We start from the raw sequence: 23157 nt of genomic DNA on the forward strand, positions 1-23157 counted from the left end.
GGTCTGCCGTCCCGCCGATCGCCGGTATCCTTTTGCTCGCCGGTGCCGTCTGTTCGGGTATGAGCGTGACCATCACACCGCCGGAGGAGCGCACGTGCGAGCTGTGCGGGCGCGATGAGCGGTGGGACGACGAGGCCGACGGGTGGCGCATCGCGGACGAACCCGGCAACGTCTACTGTATCCACGAGTGGGACATCAACGGCTCGTTCGTCCCCCTCGAAGAGTAGTCCCCGACTGGACGTTCCGCCACTCTGACCGGTATCCGTGAGACGGCCGAGGAGAATTCTTATAACCTCCGTCAACATGTGGCTCGTAGTGCGGAATTTCTGATCGATACTGGGGTATGTGATCTGGTCACCACCCGTGATGAATAATTACCTTATATTCCCTAATGTGTGTACGATGGATCCTACCCCTATCAGGGTCATACCTTTAACTGTTCACTCGTACGCGAGTGTATGACCAAGTCACGTAGTACCACCCGGGGCGTACGCGACTCGGAGTCCTCGGGTCAGGAGAGGGGGCTCGCGGCGCCGACGGACGACCGGTCGAACTGCGGCATCGGCGGGGTCGTCGACCTCGACGGCGCGCCGTCGCACGAGGCCGTCACGGACGCGGTCGAACTGCTCGAGAACCTCGAACACCGCGGGACGACCGGCGCGGAGGAGAACACCGGCGACGGCGCGGGGATCATGGTTGCGCGTCCGGACGAGTTCTTCCGCGAGGTCGTCGACGCCGACCTCCCGAAGGAGTACGCGGTCGGCTCCGTGTTCATGCCGCCCGAACCGGGCGTCCAGGCGGAGATCCACGACGTCATCGCCGAGGTGTGCGCCGTCTACGGGCTGGAGGTGCTCGCGTGGCGCTCCGTCCCGACCGATAACAGCGACCTCGGCGCCACGGCGCTCGACTCGGAGCCGGAGGTGTCGCAGGTGTTCGTCGCGCCCGTCGACGGCGCGGGGCTCGCCCAGCGATTCACCAGCGAGGAGGATCGGTCTGACGATGTCGATCCGGACTTGCTCGGGTTCGACCGCGCGCTGTACGCCGCCCGCCGCGAGATCGAGAACGCGGTGTCCGAGGTCGACGGCGCCGGGCGCTTCTACGTCTGCTCGCTCGACCGCCAGCGCGTCGTCTACAAGGGCCTGCTGAAGGGCTCGCAGCTCGACGGCTACTACCCGGACCTGACCGACGAGCGGTTCGCGAGCCACGTCGCCTTGGTCCACGCGCGATTCTCGACGAACACGCTCGGCGCGTGGCACCTCGCGCACCCGTACCGCAACATCGTCCACAACGGCGAGTTCAACACGATCAGGGGGAACGTCAACTGGATGCGGGCCCGCGAGAACGACCTCGAACACCCGGCGTTCGGGGCCGAGCTCGACACGATCAAGCCGGTGATCGACGACCCGAACCAGTCCGACACCGCCAGCGTCGACAACGCGCTCGAACTCCTGCTCCAGACCGACCGCGACCTCCCGCACGCGCTCCGGATGCTGATCCCGGAGGCGTTCCGCGGCGACGATCTGATGGACGACGACCGCGCCGACTTCTACGACTACCACGCCTCGCTCGTCGAGCCGTGGGACGGCCCCGCCCTCGTCATCGGCTTCGACGGCGAGCGCGTCGCCGGCGTGTTGGACCGAAACGGGCTCCGGCCCTGCCGCTACGAGGTGACGACCGACGACCGCCTCGTCGTCGGCAGCGAGGTCGGCGCGCTCCCGACCGAGCCCGCCGACGTGCGGCGCCGCGGTCGCCTCCAGCCCGGCGAGATCTTCGTCGCCGACCCCGAGGCCGGCCGGATCGTCCCCGACGACGAGGTGTTCGAGGAGCTCACCGACGAGAAGTACGGCGAGTGGGTCGAGGACGGCCAGGTCGACCTCGACGCGCTCACCGACGAGGACGGCGTCGCGGCCGGCATCGACGCTGAGCCTGTGGGGGAAGGAGACGATACGGGCGAGTCGAGCGAGGCGGACGACGAAGACGAAACTGAACCCACCGTCCGCGCCCACCAGGCCGCGTTCGGCTACACCACCGACTCGCTGAACCACCTCGTCGAGCCGATGGCGAAAGACGGGAAGGACCCGGTCGGTTCGATGGGCGACGACACGCCGCTCTCGGTGCTGGCCGACGTCGACCGCCCGCTCTTCACCTACTTCAAGCAGCTGTTCGCGCAGGTGTCGAACCCGCCGATCGACTACATCCGGGAGGAGCTCGTCACCTCGCTGGAGACGCGAATCGGCAACCAGCGCAACCTCCTCGACGAGACGCCGGAACACGCCGAGCAGATCGTCGCTGACTCGCCGGTCCTGACGGACGCCGAGACGACGGCGCTGCGAGACCTCCCCGGGCCCGGCGAGCGGACGCCGGGGGAGCGCGACGGCGGCGACGACGCGTCCGCCGGCCCCGAGTTCACCTCCGTCACCGTCGACGTCACCTACGACCGCGACGGATCGCTCGTCGACGCCGTCAGCCGGGTCCGCGAGGACGCCGCGGCCGCCATCGAGGACGGCGCCGACGTCGTCGTCCTCTCGGACCGCGCGGTCGGACCGGATCGGCTCGCGGTGCCGAGCCTGCTCGCGACCGGGGCGGTCCACCACCACCTCGTCCGCAAGGGGCTCCGCAACCGCGCGGGCGTCGTCGTCGAGTCCGGCGAACCCCACGAGGTCCACCACCTCGCGACGCTCGTCGGCTACGGCGCGGACGCGGTCGACCCGTACCTCGCGTACGCCTCCATCGCCGACGTGGTCGCCGGCCCGGACGGCGCCGACGAGAACGAGGCGCTCGCGGCGTACCGCCACGCGCTGGAGGACGGCCTCCTCAAGACGATGGCGAAGATGGGCATCTCGACGATGGAGTCGTACCAGGGCGCCCAGATCTTCGAGGCGGTCGGGCTCGACTCCGAGTTCGTTGCCGAGTACTTCGAGGGGACCGAGATCCGCACCGAGGGGATCGGGGCCGAGCAGATCGAAGACGACCTCCGCACCCGCCACGCGATGGCGTTCGGCGCCGACCCCGAGCTGGAGACGATCGGCGAGTACGAGCACCGCTCGTCGGGCGTGAAACACGGCTGGAACCCCCAGACTGTCGGTACGCTCCAGCAGGCGGTCCGCGGCGGCGACTACGAGCAGTACCAGGAGTTCGCCGAGCTGGTCAACGACCAGACCGAGGAGCTCCAGTCGCTGCGCGGCCTGCTGGAGTTCGACTCCGACCGCGACCCGGTACCGGTCGAGGAGGTCGAGCCCGTCGAGTCGATCGTCGAGCGCTTCTCGACCGCCGCGATGAGCCTCGGGAGCATCTCGCCGGAGGCCCACGAGAACAACGCCATCGCGATGAACCGGCTGGGCGCGAAGTCCAACACCGGCGAGGGCGGCGAACCGCCCGAGCGGTTCGACACCGAAAAAGAGTGTACCGTCAAGCAGGTCGCCTCCGGGCGCTTCGGCGTCACCTCGGAGTACCTCGCGAACGCCGAGGAGCTCCAGATCAAGATGGCGCAGGGGTCGAAGCCCGGCGAGGGCGGGCACCTCCCCGGGAAGAAGGTCAACGAGATGATCGCGCACGTGCGGTGTTCGACCCCCGGCGTCGGGCTCATCTCGCCGCCCCCGCAACACGACATCTACTCCATCGAGGACCTCAAGCAGCTCATCTTCGACCTGAAGGCCGCCAGCCCCGAGGCCGACGTCAACGTGAAGCTGGTGTCGGAGGCCGGCATCGGTACCATCGCGGCCGGGGTCGCAAAGGCGAACGCGGACGTCGTCCACGTCTCCGGCCACGACGGGGGTACCGGCGCCTCGCCGAAGACGTCGATCAAGAACGCCGGCCTGCCGTGGGAGCTCGGGCTCGCCGAGGCGAACCAGATGCTCCGCGCCACCGGACTGCGCGACCGCATTCGCGTGTCGGCGGACGGTGGGCTACGCACCGGGCGCGACGTCGCCGTCGCGGCCGCCCTGGGCGCCGAGGAGTACATCTTCGGTACCGCGTCGCTCGTCACCTCGGGCTGCGTGATGGCCCGGCAGTGCCACGAGAACACCTGTCCGGTCGGCGTCGCCACCCAGCGCGAGGACCTCCGCCAGCGGTTCCCGGGACAGCCCGACCACGTCATCAACTACATGACGTTCATCGCGCAGGAGCTCCGAGAGATCATGGCCGAGCAGGGGTACACCGAGCTGGAGGAGTTCATCGGGCGCCCCGAACTGCTCTCGCAGCGCGAGACCGACCACGAGAAGGCGAAGCATCTCGACCTGTCGGCGGTCATCGCCGAGCCCGCGGGCGAGTCCCGCACGAAGGTCCGCGAGCAGGCCCACGACGGCATCGACGACCTGCTCGACTGGGACCTCATCGACGAGGCCGCGCCCGCCATCGAGGACGGCGCGCCGGTCGCGCTCACCCGCGACATCCGCAACGTCGACCGCGCGGTCGGCGCGACGCTCTCGAACCGCGTCGTCTCCGAACACGGCGGCGAGGGGCTCCCGGACGACACCATCTCCTGCCGGTTCGACGGCGAGGCGGGCCAGAGCTTCGGCGCGTTCCTCGCGCCGGGGATCACGATGGAGCTGTCCGGCGCCGCCAACGACTACGTCGGCAAGGGGCTCTCCGGCGGACGCCTCGTGATCGACACGCCCCCGGAGGCGGCGTACGACCCGACCGAGAACGTCGTCGCCGGCAACGTCTGCCTCTACGGCGCCACCTCCGGCGAGATGTACGTCAACGGCGTCGCGGGCGAGCGGTTCGGCGTCCGCAACTCGGGCGTCCGGGCGGTCGTCGAGGGCGTCGGCGACCACGGCTGCGAGTACATGACCGGCGGCGTCGTCGCCGTCCTCGGCGACACGGGCCGCAACTTCGCAGCCGGGATGTCGGGGGGCGTCGCGTACGTGTACGACCCCGACGACCGCCTCGACGACCGCGTCAACCGCGGGATGGTGTCGGTCTCCGAGACGCTGGAGGGGTCCGACGAGCGGATGCTCCGCCGCCTCGTCGAGAACCACCGCGCGTACACCGACAGCGAGCGCGCGGCCGACCTGCTTGACGACTGGGAGGCCGCGCTCGACGACTTCGTCCGCGTCTTCCCCGACGCGTACGCGGAGGTCATCGCGGAGGGCAAGGGCGCCGACGTGCGCGAGGAGCCGCCCGCGCCCGCCGCCACGGTGCCCGGCGCCGACGCCGACGCGACCGGGCAGGCGTCGAGCGACGACTGAATTAAAAGGAACCGCGCGCTACTCCAGCGTCTCCGAGTCCACTTCGCTCTCCGTCGCCCGCTCGACCGCGCGGTCGACGTGGCGCTCGCGGGCGCGCTCGACGAACTCCTCCGGCAGCTCGTCTATTTCGCCGGCCTGAACGCCCCAGAGCTTCGCGTAGAGGCCGTCCGCGGCGAGCAGCTCGTCGTGGGTGCCGCGCTCGACGACCTCCCCGTCCTCCAACACGAGCGCGGTGTCCGCGTCCGTCACCGTCGAGAGGCGGTGCGCGATGACGAAGGTGGTGCGGTCGGCCGCCAGTCGGTCGAGCGAGCGCTGGATCAGCATCTCCGTCTCCGTATCGACCGCGGAGGTCGCCTCGTCCAAAATCAGGATCGCGGGGTCCTGAAGCACCACCCGGGCGATGGCGAGCCGCTGGCGCTGGCCGCCCGAGAGCTTCACGCCGCGCTCGCCGATCCGCGTCTCGTAGCCGTTCGGCAGCGAGGAGATGAACTCGTGGGCCTCCGCGGCCTTCGCGGCCTCGACGACCCGCTCGCGGATCGCCTCCGCGTCGTGTCCATCGCTGTCACCTTCTCCCCCGCCCGCCTCGTCGATCCGCGTGAACCGCCCGTAGCGGATGTTCTCGGCGATGGTGCCGTCGAACAGCGTGGTGTCCTGCGCGACGTAGCCGACCGACGAGCGGAGGCTCTCGACGGTCACGTCGCGGACGTCGTGGCCGTCGACGCGGATGGCGCCGTCGGTGACGTCGTACAGCCGGAGGAGCAGCTTGAGCAGCGTCGACTTCCCTGCGCCGGTCGGGCCGACGAGCGCCACGGTGTCGCCCGGCTCGGCCGTGAAGGAGACGCCCCGGAGGACCTCCTCGTCGGCGTCCTCGGGGTCGACGAGTGCGTTCTCGGGGTACGCGAAGGAGACGTCGTCGTACTCGACGGCTCCCCTGACGCCGCCGTGGTCGGGGTCGCCGGTTGGGGTCACGCCACCGTCGTTCCGGGTTCCGCCGTCGTTTCGGGCCCCGCCGTCGCCTTGCGCACTGCTGCCGAGTTCGACCGCATCGTCGTCGTCCTCGATGCGGACCGGGATGTCGCGCAGGCCGAACACGCGCTCGCAGGAGGCCTTGGCGTTCTCGTACTGGTCGATGATGTTCGACACCTCCGCGAGCGGGGCGACGAACTGCTGGGTGAGGAGGACGAAGGTGACGAAGGTGCCGACGGTGAGTTCGGTCGTGAACGGGCCCGGCGGGCCGTTCGCGAGCCAGAAGCCGCCGACGGCGAAGGTAGCGGCGAAGGCGAGCCCGGCGAGCAGCTCCATCCCGGGCCGGTAGACGTAGTTGAGCCGGAGAATCGCCATCGTGCGCTGGAAGTACGAGTAGGAGGCGTCCTCGACGCGCTCGCTCTCGTGGGCCTCCGTGTTGGAGGTCTTCACTAACTCGACGCCCGACAGCGCGTTTTCGAGGGCGGTGTTGAGGTCGCCGACGACCGAGCGCTGCGCGACGTAGCGGGGCTCGACCGCCCGCATGAACCAGAGCGTGAAGAGGAACATCAGCGGGACCGCGGCGAGGGTGACGATCGCGAGCTCGTAGTTGTAGTAGACGAGGACGCCCGCGATCCCCACGAGCATCACGCCGAGGCGCGCGGAGTTCTGGAGGGCGTTGTCCAAGAAGACCTCCAGGTTCGAGGCGTCGTTGTTGAGGACAGACATGACCTCCCCGGTCTGTTTGTCGTCGAAGAAGGTCATGTCGAGCCGCTGCATCTGGTCGAAGGAGTCGGTGCGGACCGCGTGCATCACGCGGTGGGCGAAGTTGTTCGCGGCGATGCCGTAGACGTACGTGAACACGCCCGTCACGATGAACGACCCGAAAATGAGGATCACCGAGAGGCGGAACTGCGCGCCCGCCTCCGTGGGGAGCCACGCGTCGGGGACGATCGGGAGCGTGTAGGGGCCGGAGCCGGTGAAGACGGCGTCGATGGCGACGCCGAGGACGACCGGCGGGATCAGCCCCGCGACGCGGGCGACGACGTTGGCGGCCATCCCGATCACGAGCCAGTGGGCCTCCGAGGCCCCGTACTCGCGGAACAGCCGGCCGAGGGGTCGGTCCACCCGGTCGCGGTACACTTCGAAGGCGTTGCGCTCGTCGGCAGCCATAGGCGTACGAGCGCCGGAGGCCCCATGTATCCGGCGGCTTCGGCGGCCCGTTCCGGGTTCCGACGATCGCGGTACTCGACTCGGCGATCTCTTATAAAGAACCGACCGAGTGCGGTGGCGCGTGCCTGCGAGCGGCCGCCCCCGGCGGCCGCGAGGAGCACGCGCGAGGGACGCGGCGACCGGAGCGAAGCGGAGGGAGCCGCGAGGCTGGGGAGGTGTGAGGCGCGGTTGCGGTGCGTTCCCGCGAGCGAAGCGAGCGGGAGCACGGAAGTCGCAGCCCGCGCAGCGAAGCGAGCAGGAACGTCTTCCAGAGGGGCGGGACTCAAAGGGGCAGCCGCGAGGACGGCGCAGGCGACGTAAGGACCACAGGGAGCGAGCGAAGCGAGCGACCGAGGACCGCAGCGAGCGTGCGCCGTCCTCGCGGCTGGGGCTTTGGAGGTGTTCAACGCCGTTCTGCTGTCAGCTATTTATAAACGAGCGGTTGGGGCTTTGGCGGTGTTCAACGCCGATCCACCAGCTACCATTTATAAATGCCATAGCTCGACGCCTGAAGCGGCGACCGACTCGTCTCAGCGAGAGTGATCTGGTCGCCGGACGGTTTAATAAGCGCCGCTCGAACCCCAGTACGTGGACGAACTCGTCGTGAGTACGGAGGTGTACGCCGACCCGGAGGAGGTGTACGCGTTCCTGCTTGATTTCCCGCAGTACGCGAACTACTCCGAGTACCTCCGCGAGGTCCGAACCGTCACCGGCGACGGCGGTCCCGGGACCAAGTACGCGCTCACGTTCGCGTGGTGGAAGATCTCCTACACCGCCCGCTCGGAGGTGACCGGCGTCGCCCCGCCGAAGCGGATCGACTGGGAGATCACGAAAGACATCGACGCCGGCGGCTGTTGGCGCGTGACACCGCCCGAGAGCGTCGAGCGCGACGACGACGCGGACGCGACCGACGATGCCCCCTGCGAGGTCGCGCTCGAAGTCGCGTTCGACCCCGGTTCGGCCAGCTCCGACGCCCTCGACCTCCCGCGGCTCGTCTCGTTCGACTGGGTGTTGAAGAAGGCGATCCCGCTGATCAGAGACGAGGCCGAGCAGGTCGTCGAGCGCGCCGTTCAGGACTTAGAGGGGTCGACGCGAGACGTCGACCTCGACGTGTACGTCGATTCCGACCGGATCTGAGCACGGGCGGAGCGCGGCCTCGTCGGTCCGCGATTCGAAGCCCTTAAGATATTCACCGCGGAACGAACGAATGCGTTCGCGGGCTCGTAGATCAGTGGTAGATCATCCCCCTGGCACGGGGAAGGCCCGGGGTTCAAATCCCCGCGAGTCCATGATTTTGCGCCGCGAGCAACGTCGCGAGCGGCGCAAATCTGTAACGAGCGGGGTTTGAACCCTACCAGTCGCGCGCAGCGAGCGACGCGAGCGAGCACGTCTGGTTCCGGTTCAAATCCCCGCGAGTCCACTCCTGCGCTCACTTCGTTCGCTTAGTCGTTCCCTCGCGTGGTCCCACTCGCTTGCTCCGTTCGCTCGCGGGACCCCCGCGAGTCCATTCGATTCCCTCCGGTCGCCTCATTTCCTCGTTCTCTTGCGACGCAGCGGTCGACAAGGTCGCCGATACCGGCGGTGAGCGGCGTAGAAGGAACTCGCGTGTGACAGCGTCAGCGATGCTCGTCGATCCAGCGACACCACGCGTCGAAGTCCTCTGCGCCGCACTGATCCGCGATCGACTGGAGCGTCCCGATCTTCACCCGGTCGTGTAGCGGGACGGTGACGGTTCGGACCTCGCCGGTGTCGGGGTTCGTGTACTTCAGAATCGCGTGGCTTCCGCGCTGTCGGTCTTTGCGGTAATTGAAAGAGGTGAGACGGTGACGATCTCTCGGCCGGAGAAGTTTCGCGGTGGACCGCTCATTCCTCGAACCAGGGAGCGTCCGGCTCTGGCGCGTTCGTGTCCGCCTCGCGGGCCTCCTTCGTCAGTTCGACCGCCTCGTCGAGGTTCGAAAGCGCCTCCTCACGCGTCTCACCTTGGCTGGCGACGTTCAGCTCTTGATCGATCGCCGACCATCCCCCCTCGTCCTCCTCGATCAGGCGGATCTCCCGGCCAGTACTCATGGATGGTGGTAGTCGTCACCGTGGAATAAGCGTTCTGTCGCTTCGAACACCGTTTTCGAACGCCCGGGCCGCGGACGGTTCGATCCCCGGGACACAAAACTGGGCTCGGGATCGAGAGTCTCTCCCGGCGAGACGGGAGCACTCCGTTCGCCTTCCCGCACGAACGCTAAAGTGAAATCGCGACAGACGACCAGCCGACCGTGCTGACCGACGCCGAGGAACGACTCGTCGAGGACGTCTTGGAGGTGGGCGAGGTCATCGAGCGGGACACGTTCGAGTTCATGATCGAGGAGGGCCTCCCCGCGGAAGAACTCCGAGTTCTCGGCAGCGACGGCAGCGCCGAAACGGCCATCGAGAGCCTCGAATCGAAGGGACTCGTCACCACCGAGCGGGTCGAGGAGACGGTGCGCGACAGCAGCTCACCGGAGGAATCGATCCTCATCCCCGGGACGGACTTCGAACGCGTCGAGCGCCGGTACGTCTACTTCACCGACGAACTCGAAGCGCGGTATCGGGAGTAGCTCGCCGCCCGAACTCTATCCCGGCCACGCCTCCCGCTCCCGCCTGTCCGCCTCGCTTGTGAGCTCCGGCGGCACCTCCTCTAACAGCACCGACGCCAGCGACGCGCCGACGTGCCACGCGACGACCTCCTCGTCTAACTCCTCCAACCGCACGTCCTCCTGCCCGTAGTACTCGCCCGCGACCGAACAGGACCCGCCGCCGTCAGAGAAGCAGACGTCGCCGGCCTCGTCGTAGGTGATCTGGACGTGCGCCTCGCGCGCGCTATCGACGAACTCCCACGCGAACCCGTCGCTCCCGGCGACGTCCTCGCGCGCCGCGAAGTAATCGAGCGCGGCGGCCACCTCGTCCTCGACTGGGCCCGTGACCGCGCCGTCGTCGGCGCGCAGGTGGACCTTCACCGGCTGGTGCGTCGCGAGCGTGCTCGTCGCGCTCATCAGGCCGGCGGGCTCCTCGCCGTGTTCGAGCCCCTGAACGTGGCCGAGCTCGTGGGTGATCGTCGCGTTCATCTCCGCGTCGGAGATCCGCGGGTCGACGGTCGCGGTCATCGGCGTCCGCGGCTCGTCGACGAGGAGGTCCGCGCAGCCGAAGTACCGCGTCTCGTTGGTCTCCTCCACGCCGCACCGCTCTACCTGATCGAACCGGAGGACGATGTCGGCGTCCGCTTCGTCGCCGACGCGCTCGTAGGCGACCGGGTAGCCGAGGTAGCGCTCGTCGCTCCGCTCCCAGTAGCCCGTCGCGGCCGCGACTACGTCCGAGACGTTCCGGTCGACCGCCTCGTCGTCGACGTAGAGGTCGAGCGTCGTCTTCCCGTACGGACTCGGGTGGATAACCGAGACGGCCCGCTCGCGCGTTCGGTTCGCGGTCGTCACGACGACCGGGTAGTCGCCGCCGTCGAGCCGCACGTCCGCGAACGTGACGGACGCCTCCGCCTCCGCGCCGCCGTCGAGCGCCACGGTCCGGTTCGCGCTCGCGCCGGTCCCGTACCGGATCCGAACGGTCTGGTTGCCCGCTAAGTCGCCGATGTTAGTCACGGTCGCCGTGACGGTGAGGTCCTCGCCGTACGCCACGCTCTCGGGGGCCTCGATGTCCGAGACCGCGAACGCCGCCGGCCGCGCCTCCTCGACGACGACGGCGCGGGTCGCGCTCGCCTCGCCAACGGTCACCCTGATCTCGTGTTCGCCCGGGTCGAGCGCCGCGGCGTCGACCGCGGCCGTCACCCGCATCGTCCCGTTCGCGGGGACAGTCCGGTTCTCCGCGAGCAGCGTCGCGTCGCCGACGCGGACCGTCACCCGAACCGGGTCGAGCGTCGCGTTCGGGCTCTCCGACCCCCCGCTCCCGCCCCCGTCGCTACTGCTGTCGCCGCCGTCGTCCGCGAGGCCCTCCCACCGCGCGGTCGCCTCGATCGTCGCCCGCTCGTCGTGCCCGAGCGACTCCGGCGCGTCGACGGACTCGATCGACGGCGACGGCGCCCCGAGGGGGCCGGCCATCTCCCCGCCGAGCCCGCCGCAGCCGGCGAGGACGACGAGCAGGGCGACGGCGGCGACGGCGCTTGCGTTACGCATTGGTCGTCCTCCCCTCGGAACCGCACACGGATAACGTTCGTTTCAGCTGTCGATCAGCTGTGCGGACCGCTCACCGCAGCGTCGACGTCGGGACGACCGACGGGAGCACGCCGCCGCCGGTCGCGTCCTCGACGACCGCCTCGGCGACGTGTTCGCCGCTGAGCAGGCACATCGGCATCCCGATGCCGGGGTTGGTGTACGCCCCGACGTAGTAGAGGCCGTCGACGCCGGGCGCGCGGTGCGCGGGGCGCAGCGGCCCCGTCTGTTCGAGCGTGTGCGACAGCGCCAGCGCGGTTCCGCGCGGCGCGTTGAACCGCTTTCGGAAGTCGGAGACGCAGGCGGTCTCCTCGAAGACGATCCGGTCGCGGAAGTCGACGCCAGCGTGTTCGGCGAGGTCGTCGAACACTAAGTCGCGGAACCGCTCGCGCGTCTCCGGGTCGTCCGCTAACCCGGCCGCCAGCGGCACGAGGAGGAAGACGGCCTCGTGGCCGTCGGGCGCCGCCTCGGGGTCCGTCTTCGAGGGGACGTGGACGTAGTACGCGGGGTCGTCGGGCCACGCCGGGTCGTCGAAGATGGCGTCGAAGTGGGGGCGCCAGTCGGTCGGGAACACGAGGGTATGGTGGTCTAAGTCCACGTCGCCCTCGACGCCGAGGTACGCGAGGTACGCCGAGGGCGCGTACGTCCGCGACTCCCAGTAGGACTCGCGGTCGACGGTCCCCTCCGGAAGGAGGTCGCGCTCGACGTGCGGCGGGGGCGCGTTCGCGACCACGCGATCGAAGCGGTCGCTCCGCGCCGTCGCAGGCGGATCGCCGTCTCCCCGGCGCCGCTCCGTCTCGACAGTGAACTTCGGGACGGACGCGGCGACCGACGGCTCGATCGCGGTCACCGGCTCGCTCGTTCGGATTGAGACGCCGAGCTCGCGGGCGAGGTCGGCCATCGCGTCGACGACGCTCGCGATCCCCCCGACCGGGTGGTAGACGCCGAGATTCATGTCGACGTGGCTCATCAGCGTGTAGATCGCGGGCGTGTTGTACGGCGACCCGCCGAGGAAGACAAGCTTGTACTCCGCGATCTGGCGCAGCTTCTCGCTGTCGAAGTAGTCGCTGACGTAGTCGTCCATCTCGCGGAGCTTCGGCAGCGCACGCCCGGACCGGAACACGTCGGCGTCGACCATGTCGCGCAGCCGCGATCGGCTCGGGTAGACGAACCGGTCCATACCGAGCTCGTACGCCTCCGCGGCGTCGGCGAGGTAGTCGTCCAAGACCTCTCCCGCGCCCGGCTCGTAGGACTCGAACAGCGCCTTCTGTCCCTCTCGGTCGGCCGGCATCGACGCGCGGTCGCCGTCCTTCCAGATCACCTCGTACAGCGGGTCCAACTCGATCAGGTCGTAGTAGTCGTCGGTCGACCGCCCGAAGTGCTCGAAGAACCGGTCGAACACCTCCGGCATGAGATACCACGACGGCCCGGTGTCGATCCGGAACCCGTCGCGCTCGATCCGCCCGGCGTACCCGCCGGGGTGGTCGTTGCGCTCGAACAGCGTCACGTCCGCCCCGGCGTCGGCGAGGTAGCTGGCCGCGGAGAGACCGCCGAACCCGGCGCCGACGACCGCGATCGACTCCCCGGCCAGCGGCTCCGCGGCGTCCGACAGGCCCGCGTCCGGTTGGGGTGTCATCACCTCCGGCTACGCGTCCGGGAACGTTTACCCTGCGGTCATACCATGTTAGGGAAGCCGCGGTCGGGCGGCTCCCTCGGAAACTGCCGTCTGCTCACTCCCCGTCCCCGACGCCGTCCCCCTGGAGCCGTCGGGCGCCGAGCGCGAACAGCCCCAGCCCGACCAGGTAGAGCCGCCACCCGCTGCTCGCGACCGGGAACCGCCGGTCGACCGGCTCCTCGACGTCGACGTCCGGGTCGCGCGGCTGGACCGGGTTGCTGACGTGGACGGACTCGCTGGTGCCGCCGGCGCCCGCGTCGACCGTCCGCGACCCCGTCTCCGGGTCGACGCGCACGTCGACGAACGTCTGGACGAACCCGTCGGCCGTCGAGTAGAGAACCTCCCCGTTTAGCTGGAAGAAGCGGTCGCGGAGCGGCCAGAACGCGTTCACCCCGTCGAGGTGCGTCCAGTCGAGCGCGACGTGCGCGAAGACGTGGACGAAGACGGCCCCCCACGCGACCGCGACCCACCGCGGCGAGAGCCGCTCGCGGACGACCGACCGCTCGCGGACGCGCGTGTCGTAGTACAGCCCTAACGCGGCGACCGCGGGGAGGACGAAGTTGTGCCCGACGGTGCGGTGCGCGCCCGCCATGACCACCCCGAGGAAGCTGTCCGCCTCCGGCAGGACGAGGACGACCAGCAGGACCGCGAGCGCCCGCCGGTCGTAGTACGCGCCGAGTAGTCCGGCCGCGAGCAGCAGCGCGAACCCGGCGTGGACGACCGTCGAGGGCATTCAGCGGCTCACCCCGCCGTCGGTTGCCCCGCCCCCGCCGCGCCCCCGGAACCGGACCGCAAGCGTCGCGGCCGCGGCGGCGACCACCACCAGCTGCGACCCGCCGTCGACGACCCGGAACTCGCGGTCGGCGCCCGGGTTGAGGCCGGGGCGCCCATCGGGGTTGACCCACGAGGCGACCGGGTCGGCGACCGCGCCGCCGGCGGTCCGGAGCGGCAGGACCCCGGACCCGTCGCTGCCGAGCGCGAGGAACGTCTGGACGACTCCCTCCTGCGTCGAGAACAACAGTCTCCCGCGGACGACGTAGCGCGCGTCCTCCAGCGGGTAGAGGAGCGCCGCCCCCTCGCCGGCGAACAGCGCGGACCCGATTCCGGCGACGACGAACGACGCGAGCGCGACCCACGCGACCCGCACGCCGCGCCGACCGAAGCGGCCGCGGAGCCGCGACTCGCCGCCCGGGCGGCGCTCGGTGTCCCAGTACAGCAGTCCACCCGCGAGGAGAGGGAGCCAGACCGCGTGGAGGAGGGCGTTCGTCGCGCCGGGGACAACGAGGCTCGCGGCCGCGTCAAGGGAGGGGACGAGCGCGGCCGCGACGACGACCGCGACCGCGCGCCGGTCGAAGGCGAAGCCCAGCAGCGCGGCCGCGAGCAGCGCCCCCACGGCCGCGCTCACGAGCGTCGGCGCCATACCCGTCCTGACGCTCGGAGGCGAATAAGCGCTCCGGGCGGATCAGTCTCGGTCGTCCCGGTCCGCGTCGGGGTCGGCGGGGTCTGCGTCGAACTCGAAGCCGTCAGCGTCCGAGTCGGACTCCTCGCCCGACTCGGTCTTTTCCTCCGAATCGCGGTCGCCGTCGCGGTTCCGGCCGGTATCGCCCTCGCGATCGGCCGCGTCGCCGTCGACGGTGACGCGCCCGGCGTCGCCCGGCGGGCGGTCGCCGCTCCCGACGTCCTCGCCGAGCAGCGCGACGGCCATCAGTCGGGTGCCGCCCGCGATCAGGTTCGTCAGGTGGAGGCCGACGAGCAGGCCGACGGCCCCGAGCCCCGCGGCGAGGGCGGCCTCGGGCGCGGTGTCGATCGCCCACACCGCCGGCTCGCCGTTCACCTCGCCGAACGTCGTCTCGTACGGGTACCGGACGGGGGCGCCGACGAGTGAGAGCGCCTGCGCGAGGACGGCGAGCGGCGCGAACGCCACCACGGTGACCCAGAACTTCAGCGAGATGAACCCGAGCCCGCGCCACGTCGACGGCGCCGACAGGTAGGCACGAACGGTCGCCGTCGCGCCCGCCGAGCCGTCGTTGGCGGCGGCCGGGAGGTCGTCCGCCGCGGATAGGTCGGTGCCGAGCAGGCGGTTCGCCAGCCAGCGTTCGAGCCCGGCGACGAGCCGCGAGCCGACGACAGCCGCGATCAGGAGGCCGATCCCGACGAGGACGACCGAGAGGAGGACCCCGAAGACGAGCGCAAACGATCCGATTCCCGAGTAGAGGAACCCTAGCGGAACCGCGATCAGCAGGTACAGCAGGTGACGATACGTGCGCCCGTCGGCGATGACGCCGACGACGGGGAGGGCTGCGAGCGGTCGGAGGGAGACCATACCGCGACTGGTTCCTCGCCCGACAAAAATCGCTCGCTCGACGGCGGCGGGGCCGTCGATGCGAGACTGCGCCCGGAACGACCGCCGCCCACCGCGCGCGACCTAACCGAGGAAGAAGTCGATGGCGTTGCCGGACGACTGGCCCTTGTACAGCTCGGAGTAGCCGCACTCCGCGCAGGAGACGACGACGAACCGCCGGTTCTGGACGTCGAACATCTTGGTGAGGCCGGTGCCGCTGGTGGCGATCTCGTCGGTCTCCGTCTCGGTGCCGCCGCACTTCGGGCAGCCGTCGTCTCCGGCAGCCAGCGACTCGGGCCGTTCTCCCGTGTGAGCCGAGTCGGGAGCGGCGCGATCGCCGTCCCCCGCGTCGTCCCATTCGTCGTTCGGTTCGTCGCCGAAGACGGAGTACTCCGTCTCCTCGTCGTTGTCGGAGGGCATCGGTGCCCCCTGCTCCCGCGATCGCTAAACCTCTTGTGGCGTTACGGAAGTGCGAGGAGAAAGCCCCGCCCTTCAGGGCGGGGATGAATCCGACAAACGATGATACAAACCACCGACGATAGCACGGCCTGATATTCCAACAGATATTTACTATAGCATACTTAATTACAACTGTAATGGTCACGGTGACTGTCACCGCGAAGTTCCACAATCCATCCCTCTCACGGCGGAAAGAGTGGCAACGCGCCACTCGACTCTACCGTGACACCAAGCAATTCTGTATCGATGGATGGGAGAACGGCGACTTCGGGAAGTCCGTGACCACGGCCACCATCGACAACGACCTCTACTCGGCCATTCAGAACCAAGCCATCCGTGAGGCGAAATCCGACCACAACAAGGACGGGGAAGTTCGCTACCGAGAGAGTCAACCGTTCGCCATCAACAACCAGAACTGGCAGATCGACACGACCGAGAACGGCACAGTCGTCGTCGGCTTCCCGTGCGTCTCCCAATGGTGGTACACACCGATAGAGGTGTACGACGATATTGCCGACCCCGTAGACCGACTGGTTGAGGGTGACGCTGACAAGACCCGCCTACAGATCTACCGTCGCGGCGACGACTGGTACTGTACGTTCAACGTGGAATACGACACCGATACGTCGGGTGAGACGCCTATCGGTGTCGATATTGGCGAACGGCATATCCTCGCTGTGACCGCCTACGGTGAGGACGAATCAATGCTGGTGTCTGGTGGTGAGGCGAAGTACGTTCGACGCAAATATCGTTCCCTACGCGATTCGCTCTCGGAAGCGGGTGCGCTTCGCGCACGTAACCGTGTAGGTGACAAAGAACAGCGTCGAATCAAAGACCTGAATCACAAACTCTCCCGTCGCCTCATCACGTTCGCGGAACAGTTCGAGAATCCTGTCATCCGGATAGAAGACCTCGAAGGTATCCGCGGGGACAGTTCGTGGTCGGGCGTTCACTCGTGGCATTTCCACCAACTCCAACAGTTCATCACATACAAAGCCGAGCGGGCTGGGATCCGCGTCGAGAAGGTCGATGCGTACCATACCAGCCAACAGTGTTCGGCGTGTGGTTCGATGGGAACCCGTGATGGCGACCACTTTTCGTGTTCGGAGTGCGGTCGAGGACGCCACGCGGACCTGAACGCTTCAGAGAACATCGCACAACGGGAGGGTGAACCATGTACGGCGTAGCAGTTCGGCTGACGCGAACCGTACTACCTCGCTGGTTGAATAGCCAGCCGTCTTCGACGCTCGCTGTATGCGGGGAGGAAGGCCCCATTGACAGGGCTGTACGCGCTGGAAAGCACACCGTTGGTCACAACTCGGTGGCGACCGTTGACGGCCCACGCGAAAGCGTCCTTGAGGCCCGAGGAAACGCGCAACCTGAATATCCACTTTGTGGAATCCTCGCGCTTTAGCGCGGGGAGGATGTCAACTGCCGGTCCCTCTGTAACGCTACTCGTCGATCTCGTCGACGAGCCCGTCGGCGACGCCGGTGTAGCCGGCGGGCGTCAGCGCCTTCAGCTCCGCGCGGACCTCGCCGTCGACGTCGAGATCGTCGAAGAGGTCGCGGAAGTCGTCGAGCGTCACCGACCGGCCGCGGGAGAGCGCCTTCACGCGCTCGTAGGCCTCGGTGTCGCCCTCGCGGCGGAGGATCGTCTGGACCGCCTCGCCGATGACCTCGGGGGTCGCGTCCAGCTCCTCGCGCATGACGGTCTCGTTCGGAACGACCTTCGCGAGTCCGTCCGCGGCCTTCGAGTAGCCGATCAGGCAGTGGGCGAGCGCGGCGCCGACGTTGCGCTTGACGGTCGAGTCGGAGAGGTCGCGCTGGAGCCGCGAGGTCGTCACGTAGTCGGCGAGGAAGGTGAGGTCGGAGTTCGCCTTCGAGAGGTTCCCCTCGCTGTTCTCGAAGTCGATCGGGTTCACCTTGTGGGGCATCGTCGACGACCCCGTCTCGCCCTCGACGGCCTCCTGCCCGAGGTAGCGGTCGGAGACGTACAGCCACGCGTCGAGGTCCAAGTCGAGGAGGACGTTGTTGACGCCGCGAAGCGCGTCGAACAGCGCCGCGAGGTCGTCGCAGGGGTTCACCTGCGTCGCGAGCGCGGTGTGTTCCAACTCCAAGCCGCGCACGAACGACTCGGAGAACCCTCGCCAGTCGACGTCGGGGTAGGCGGCGTGGTGCGCCGCGTAGGTTCCCGAGGCCCCCGCGAGCTTCCCGGAGAGGTCCTCGTTCGCGACGACGACCCGCCCCAGCGCGCGGCCGAGCCGCGCGGCGTACACCGCCATCTCCTTCCCGAAGGTCGTCGGCGTCGCGGGCTGGCCGTGCGTGCGCGCCAGCATCGGCGTGTCCCGGTGTTCGTGGGCTAACTCGACGAGGGCGTCGCGCACCTCGCGGACCGCGGGGACGATCACCTCGCTCACCGCAGGCTTGAGGAGGAGCCGGTGCGCGAGGTTGTTCACGTCCTCGCTCGTGAGCCCGAAGTGGATCCACGGGTACAGCGACTCGGCGTCGTCGAGCGAGGAATCGTTTTCATCGGCAATCTCGGCCAGCCGGACCCGGAGGAAGTACTCGACCGCCTTCACGTCGTGGTTGGTCGCGTCGTACCCCGCGGCGCCATCGGTCTCCAGCGCCTTGATCAGGCGCGCGTCCTCGGCCGAGAACTCCTCGTAGATCCGGCTGAGCGCGGCCTCCGTCGTCTCGTCGAAGCCGATCGGGATCGCGTCGAGCGCGCCCAGCGCGAGCAGGTACTCGACCTCGACGCGGGTCCGCGCGCGCATCAGCGCGGCCTCGCTGGCGTACGGGGACAGCGGCGCCGTCCGGCCGGCGTACCGGCCGTCGAGCGGCGAGACGGCCGCGAGCGGGTCCGACCGGGACAGCCCCGAGATGGTGGCCTCGGCCGTCGGTTCGGAGTCGTCGGTCATGTCCGCGACTGCCCCCGGCGCCAGCAAAAGCGTGTCGATGGGGCGACGCACGGACGTGGATCCGAATCCGCCTCGAATCGCCCGAAAATCACATTTCGATCCCCGATCATGTATACTACCGCGGCGCGGACCGCAATCGATATACCCGATCGGTCGGACCGTCGAGTATGAAGATCGCGGGACTCGCGAGCAACCGGGGACGGAACCTCAGACACATCGCCGACGCCGCGCCCGGCGGGGCGGAGCTGTCGGTCGTCCTGACGAACCGCGAGCAGGCGCCCGTGTTAGGGGCCGCGACCGAGCGCCGGATCCCGACCGAGGTCGTCGAGCGCGACGAGGGCGAGTCGCGCGAGTCGCACGAGCGCCGGATCGTCGAGCGCCTCTCCGACTACGACGTCGACCTCGTCTGTCTGGACGGCTACATGCGCGTGCTGACCGACGAGTTCCTCGACGCCGTCCCGACGACGCTGAACGTCCACCCCTCGCTGCTCCCGGCGTTCCCCGGCACGGACGCCCACGAGCAGGTGCTGGAGGCGGGCGTCCGGTCCACCGGCTGTACGGTCCACGTCGTCACCGAAGAGGTCGACGCCGGCCCGGTCGTCACCCAGGAGCCGATCCCGGTGTACGAGGACGACGACGCCGACTCGCTGAAGGCCCGCGTCCTCCGCGAGGCGGAGTTCACGGCGTACCCGCGGGCGGTCCGCTGGTTCGCCGAGGACCGCGTGACCGTCGAGCGCGACGCCGACGGGAATCCGAAGCGCGTCGCCGTCGAGGGCGACGTGGGCGGCGACTTCCCCGAGCGGCGCTTCGTTTCGGAGGAGCGGACCGCCTCGCTGCGCTACGGCGAGAACCCGCATCAGGACGCCGCCCTGTACGTCGACGACGGCTGCGAGGAGGCCAGCGTCGTCGACGCGGACCAGCTGAACCCCGGCGCGAAAGGGATGGGGTACAACAACTACAACGACGCGGACGCCGCCCTCGACCTCGTCAAGGAGTTCGACGAGCCCGCGGCCGCGGTGATCAAGCACACGAACCCCGCGGGCTGCGCGGTCGGCTCGGACCTCGCGGACGCGTACGACCGCGCGCTGCGCACCGACGCGAAGTCGGCGTTCGGCGGCATCGTCGCGCTGAACCGCGAGTGCGACGCCGACACCGCCACCGCGGTCGCCGACTCGTTCAAGGAGGTCGTCGTCGCGCCCGGCTACACCGACAGCGCGCTCGACGTGCTCCGCGAGAAGAAGAACCTCCGCGTGCTCGACGTCGGGCCGCTCGGCGAGGGCGAGGACCACTTCTCCGAGCGGTTCACGGAGAAACCCATCGTCGGCGGGCGCCTCGTCCAGGAGCGCGACCGGCAGTCCCCGACCGCCGACGACTTGGAGGTCGTCACCGAGCGCGAGCCGACCGACGAGCAGATCGAGACGATGCTGTTCGCGTGGAAGACGCTGAAACACGTCAAGTCGAACGGGATCCTCTTCGCGACCGGCACGGAGACGGTCGGCGTCGGCATGGGGCAGGTGTCCCGCGTCGACGCCGTGACGCTCGCGGCGATGAAAGCCGAGAAGGACGCGGAGGGGAAGTCCGCAGAGGGCGCCGTGATGGCCTCGGACGCGTTCTTCCCGTTCCCGGACGCGGTCGAGGAGGCGGCCGACGCCGGCATCGAGGCGATAATCCAGCCCGGCGGCTCCGTCAACGACGAGGACGTGATCGCCGCGGCCGACGAGCGCGACATGGCGATGGCGTTCACTGGGTCGCGCTGCTTCCGGCACGACTAACTGCGGAGAGCCGAGGCCTGCCGCCGGCCGGGTCCGCCCTCGTGCCGCACCCCTACTCCGGCCAGTCACTCGGGACGTACTGGTCGAACTCGGGGTCGGTCGAGCGGGCGAGCGGTCGGAACGCCCGCTCCCCGTCGACCCGGAACTCCTCGATCCGCGACTGCCCGGGACCGGTGAGGTAGCCGACGTAGGACATCGCGAGCGGGTACGCCGCGTCGTGTCGCGCGGGGTTGACGGGGATGACGGCGTACTCGTTCCGGAGGAGCGGCGGCGGGTCGTCGATGCCGGCGTCGACGTGGCGCGTTAGGGCGCCGTCGCCGCCCACGGCGAGGAAGGTACCGCGGTCGACGAGGGTGTAGGCGCCCGACTGCTGCGCGGTCGTCAGCGTGTCGCCCATTCCCTGACCGGTTTCGAGGTACCACTCGCCGCCGGGATCGACGCCAGCCTCGTCCCAGATCCGGCGCTCGCGGATGTGGGTTCCCGACCGATCACCCCGCGACAGGAACGTCGCCTCCGCGTCGGCGATCGATTCGAACGCCGACAGCGGGTCCTTTCCGGCGACGCCCGCGGGGTCGTCGGGCGGCCCGACGACCAGGAAATCGTTGACCATCACCCGCCGTCGATTGATCCCGTGCCCCTCCCTGAGGAACTCGTCCTCCAGCGGGCGAGCGTGGACGAGCACGACGTCGCAGTCGCCGTCCCGGGCGGTGCGGAGCGAGGCGCCCGTCCCGCGCACGACCGACTCCACGGCCGCGCCGAACCGGTCGGCGTATCCTCGGTTCAGGACGGGGAGCAGCCCGCTGTCGTACGCCGTCGTGGCAGTGGCGAGCGTCAGCGAGCCGAGGTCGGACGGGCGCTCCTCGGTCCGATTCGTACAGCCGGCCAGCGAGGCGGCACCGCCGAGGCCGAGCGCCCGCACGTACTGTCGACGGCGCATGCGATGTAGTCGAAATCGAACACACTTTCCTATGAATTAACCGGACATTATTTCGACGCGGGAACGCCGCACGTCACGGGTCGGCGCCGCGCCCGACTCGCGTCTCGCCCGCCTGAAACGATAACCCCACGCGGACCGCCGGATCGACGGCGCTTTTTTCTCGGGCTCCCCTCGTCTCGGATCGGAGACGACCGTGGCCCAGTTCGGCAACTCGGTACGGCTGCTCGGGGACCGGGAGTTCGCGGCGCTCGCCGGGACCGCGTTCGCCCGTAGCCAGGCGTACTCGACGATCCTCATCGCCCTCGCGCTGTACGCGGACCTGTTCGGCACCACCGGGTTCATCGAAGGGCTGTTCGGCACCGCGTTCGCGATCGTCCAGTTGGTCATCGTCCTCCCGCTGGGCCGGAAGGTGGACACCGGCAACGCGAAGCGGTGGCTGCTCGGCGGCTTCCTGATCAACGTCGCCGTCTTCGTCGGCTTCGCCTTGGTCGACAGCTCGGTTCACATCATCCTCGTGCGGATGGTCCAGGGGCTCGGCGCGAGCGTTCTCTGGATCACGGGCGCGACGGTGATCGGCGAGATCAGCCCGGACGACGAGCAGGGGCGCTGGCTCGGCTCGTACAACCAGTTCGCCTCCTTCTCGTCGCTCGCGGGCGACCTCGTCGGCGGCTACCTGCTGTACGCGTACGGGTTCACGGAGACGTACCTCGTCTTGACCCTCGTCACGCTCGCCGCGTTCGCGCTCGTCTTCGCGTTCCTCCGCGACAACCCCGGCGGCCGGAAGGACCCCGAGGACGCGGGCGGGATAGAGACGTTCCGGTCGCTGCTGGAGCTCCCGATGTTGCGCGCGCTCGTCTTCTTCCGGTTCACCTTCAGCGTCGGCAAGATGGCGGTGATCATCTTCCTCCCCATCTACGCCCGGACGACGTTCGGCATCTCGGCGTTCGCCATCGGCTGGATCATGGCGGGCGGGAAGGCGACGAAGGCGCTCACGCAGGGGTTCGTCGGCGACCTCACCGACCGCTACGAGCGCACCTACCTGTTCGTCGCGGTCGGGGCGCTGCTGTACGGCGTCGGCACCGCGATCATCCCGCTCGCGGCGTACTTCGACGGGACGCTCGCGCCGGTCACCGTCTCCTATCTCGGCGACTCCCAGACCCTCGGCGGGGCCTTCTTCGCGCTGTTCACCGCCTACTCGCTGCTCGGAATCGCCGACTCGATCCGGCTGCCGGCGAGCATGTCGCTGTTCGTCAGCGAAGGGGAGCAGTACGACTCCGTCGCCAGCGCGATGAGCCTGCGCTCCGTCTCGTGGAAGGTCGGGCAGGTCGTCGGGCCCGTGCTCGTCGGCACCACGATGGACGCGACGACGACCGAGACGGGGTTCCTGCTCGCGGCCGCGTTCATCGCGTTCGCAACCACGGGCTTCGCGTGGCAGGCGCGGGCGGCCCACCGCGCGGACCGGGACCCGGGACCGGCGGTCCCGAGCGACGACTGAGGCCGGCCC

At 69.1% G+C, this 23157-nt stretch carries 18 protein-coding genes, 1 tRNA gene and 1 pseudogene; 9 read left to right on the plus strand and 11 right to left on the minus strand.

Features of this window, described 5'->3' with window-relative positions; translation table 11 throughout:
- Positions 1–59: 59 nt before the first annotated feature.
- On the plus strand, positions 60–227 hold the full coding sequence (locus B378_RS17020) for an HEWD family protein (protein ID WP_017342701.1): 168 nt from the start codon (positions 60–62) through the stop codon (positions 225–227).
- A 231-nt stretch (positions 228–458) separates the two neighbouring features.
- The gene (gene gltB, locus B378_RS0104895; RefSeq protein ID WP_017342702.1) at positions 459–5189 is read left to right on the plus strand and encodes a glutamate synthase large subunit; all 4731 of its coding nucleotides are present in this window, start codon (positions 459–461) and stop codon (positions 5187–5189) included.
- An 18-nt stretch (positions 5190–5207) separates the two neighbouring features.
- Here the strand turns inward: gltB and B378_RS0104900 are convergent, their stop codons facing one another.
- The gene (locus B378_RS0104900; protein WP_017342703.1) at positions 5208–7325 is read right to left on the minus strand and encodes an ABC transporter ATP-binding protein; all 2118 of its coding nucleotides are present in this window, start codon (positions 7323–7325) and stop codon (positions 5208–5210) included.
- A 438-nt stretch (positions 7326–7763) separates the two neighbouring features.
- Between B378_RS0104900 and B378_RS17025 the strand changes: the two genes are divergently transcribed.
- The 3 genes from B378_RS17025 to B378_RS0104910 all read left to right on the plus strand — a co-directional run bounded on the left by B378_RS17025 (position 7764) and on the right by B378_RS0104910 (position 8653).
- Positions 7764–7907 (plus strand): hypothetical protein, encoded by a 144-nt coding sequence (locus tag B378_RS17025; RefSeq protein ID WP_192812439.1) that lies wholly within the window; start codon positions 7764–7766, stop codon positions 7905–7907.
- A gap of 45 nt (positions 7908–7952) precedes the next feature.
- Positions 7953–8501, plus strand: coding sequence for an SRPBCC family protein (locus B378_RS0104905; protein ID WP_017342704.1), 549 nt, complete (start codon positions 7953–7955; stop codon positions 8499–8501).
- 80 nt (positions 8502–8581) lie between these two features.
- Positions 8582–8653: transfer RNA gene (locus B378_RS0104910), tRNA-Ala, on the plus strand.
- 327 nt (positions 8654–8980) lie between these two features.
- Here B378_RS0104910 and B378_RS15785 read toward each other — a convergent pair.
- Positions 8981–9231 (minus strand): annotated as a pseudogene (locus B378_RS15785) (type II toxin-antitoxin system HicA family toxin).
- A complete protein-coding gene (locus tag B378_RS0104920) occupies positions 9228–9431 on the minus strand; it encodes a type II toxin-antitoxin system HicB family antitoxin (protein ID WP_017342706.1) in 204 nt (67 codons plus the stop codon). The pseudogene B378_RS15785 and the gene B378_RS0104920 overlap by 4 nt, the downstream one beginning before the upstream one ends.
- 200 nt (positions 9432–9631) lie before the next feature.
- Between B378_RS0104920 and B378_RS0104925 the strand changes: the two genes are divergently transcribed.
- Entirely contained in the window at positions 9632–9952 is a 321-nt protein-coding gene (locus B378_RS0104925; protein WP_017342707.1) for a hypothetical protein, read from the plus strand.
- A 15-nt stretch (positions 9953–9967) separates the two neighbouring features.
- Here the strand turns inward: B378_RS0104925 and B378_RS0104930 are convergent, their stop codons facing one another.
- The 6 genes from B378_RS0104930 to B378_RS0104955 form a co-directional block, all read right to left on the minus strand.
- The gene (locus B378_RS0104930) at positions 9968–11515 is read right to left on the minus strand and encodes a matrixin family metalloprotease (protein ID WP_017342708.1); all 1548 of its coding nucleotides are present in this window, start codon (positions 11513–11515) and stop codon (positions 9968–9970) included.
- A gap of 70 nt (positions 11516–11585) precedes the next feature.
- Entirely contained in the window at positions 11586–13187 is a 1602-nt protein-coding gene (locus tag B378_RS0104935; protein WP_017342709.1) for an NAD(P)/FAD-dependent oxidoreductase, read from the minus strand.
- 94 nt (positions 13188–13281) lie between these two features.
- Positions 13282–13959 (minus strand): metal-dependent hydrolase, encoded by a 678-nt coding sequence (locus tag B378_RS0104940; RefSeq protein WP_017342710.1) that lies wholly within the window; start codon positions 13957–13959, stop codon positions 13282–13284.
- A complete protein-coding gene (locus B378_RS0104945; RefSeq protein WP_017342711.1) occupies positions 13960–14646 on the minus strand; it encodes a hypothetical protein in 687 nt (228 codons plus the stop codon).
- Positions 14647–14688: 42 nt separating this feature from the next.
- Positions 14689–15549 carry a sensor domain-containing protein gene (locus B378_RS15790; RefSeq protein WP_017342712.1) on the minus strand — a complete coding sequence of 287 codons (861 nt, stop codon included), beginning with the start codon at positions 15547–15549 and terminating at the stop codon, positions 14689–14691.
- A gap of 102 nt (positions 15550–15651) precedes the next feature.
- Positions 15652–15987, minus strand: coding sequence for a zinc ribbon domain-containing protein (locus B378_RS0104955; protein WP_017342713.1), 336 nt, complete (start codon positions 15985–15987; stop codon positions 15652–15654).
- Positions 15988–16163: 176 nt separating this feature from the next.
- Between B378_RS0104955 and B378_RS0104960 the strand changes: the two genes are divergently transcribed.
- A complete protein-coding gene (locus B378_RS0104960) occupies positions 16164–17213 on the plus strand; it encodes an RNA-guided endonuclease TnpB family protein (RefSeq protein ID WP_017342714.1) in 1050 nt (349 codons plus the stop codon).
- Between the two features lie 264 nt (positions 17214–17477).
- Here B378_RS0104960 and purB read toward each other — a convergent pair whose 3' ends face one another.
- The gene (gene purB / locus B378_RS0104965; RefSeq protein ID WP_017342715.1) at positions 17478–18944 is read right to left on the minus strand and encodes an adenylosuccinate lyase; all 1467 of its coding nucleotides are present in this window, start codon (positions 18942–18944) and stop codon (positions 17478–17480) included.
- A gap of 167 nt (positions 18945–19111) precedes the next feature.
- Between purB and purH the strand changes: the two genes are divergently transcribed.
- A complete protein-coding gene (gene purH, locus B378_RS0104970) occupies positions 19112–20716 on the plus strand; it encodes a bifunctional phosphoribosylaminoimidazolecarboxamide formyltransferase/IMP cyclohydrolase (RefSeq protein WP_017342716.1) in 1605 nt (534 codons plus the stop codon).
- 52 nt (positions 20717–20768) lie between these two features.
- Here the strand turns inward: purH and B378_RS0104975 are convergent, their stop codons facing one another.
- Positions 20769–21653, minus strand: a complete 885-nt coding sequence (locus B378_RS0104975) for a substrate-binding domain-containing protein (RefSeq protein WP_017342717.1) — start codon at positions 21651–21653, stop codon at positions 20769–20771.
- 193 nt (positions 21654–21846) lie between these two features.
- Between B378_RS0104975 and B378_RS0104980 the strand changes: the two genes are divergently transcribed.
- Positions 21847–23148: an MFS transporter gene (locus B378_RS0104980; RefSeq protein WP_017342718.1), complete on the plus strand. Its 1302-nt coding sequence runs from the start codon at positions 21847–21849 to the stop codon at positions 23146–23148.
- Positions 23149–23157 lie beyond the last annotated feature (9 nt).

The sequence above is a fragment of the Halorubrum sp. T3 genome (genome assembly GCF_000296615.1).
GTDB classification, from domain to species: domain Archaea; phylum Halobacteriota; class Halobacteria; order Halobacteriales; family Haloferacaceae; genus Halorubrum; species Halorubrum ruber.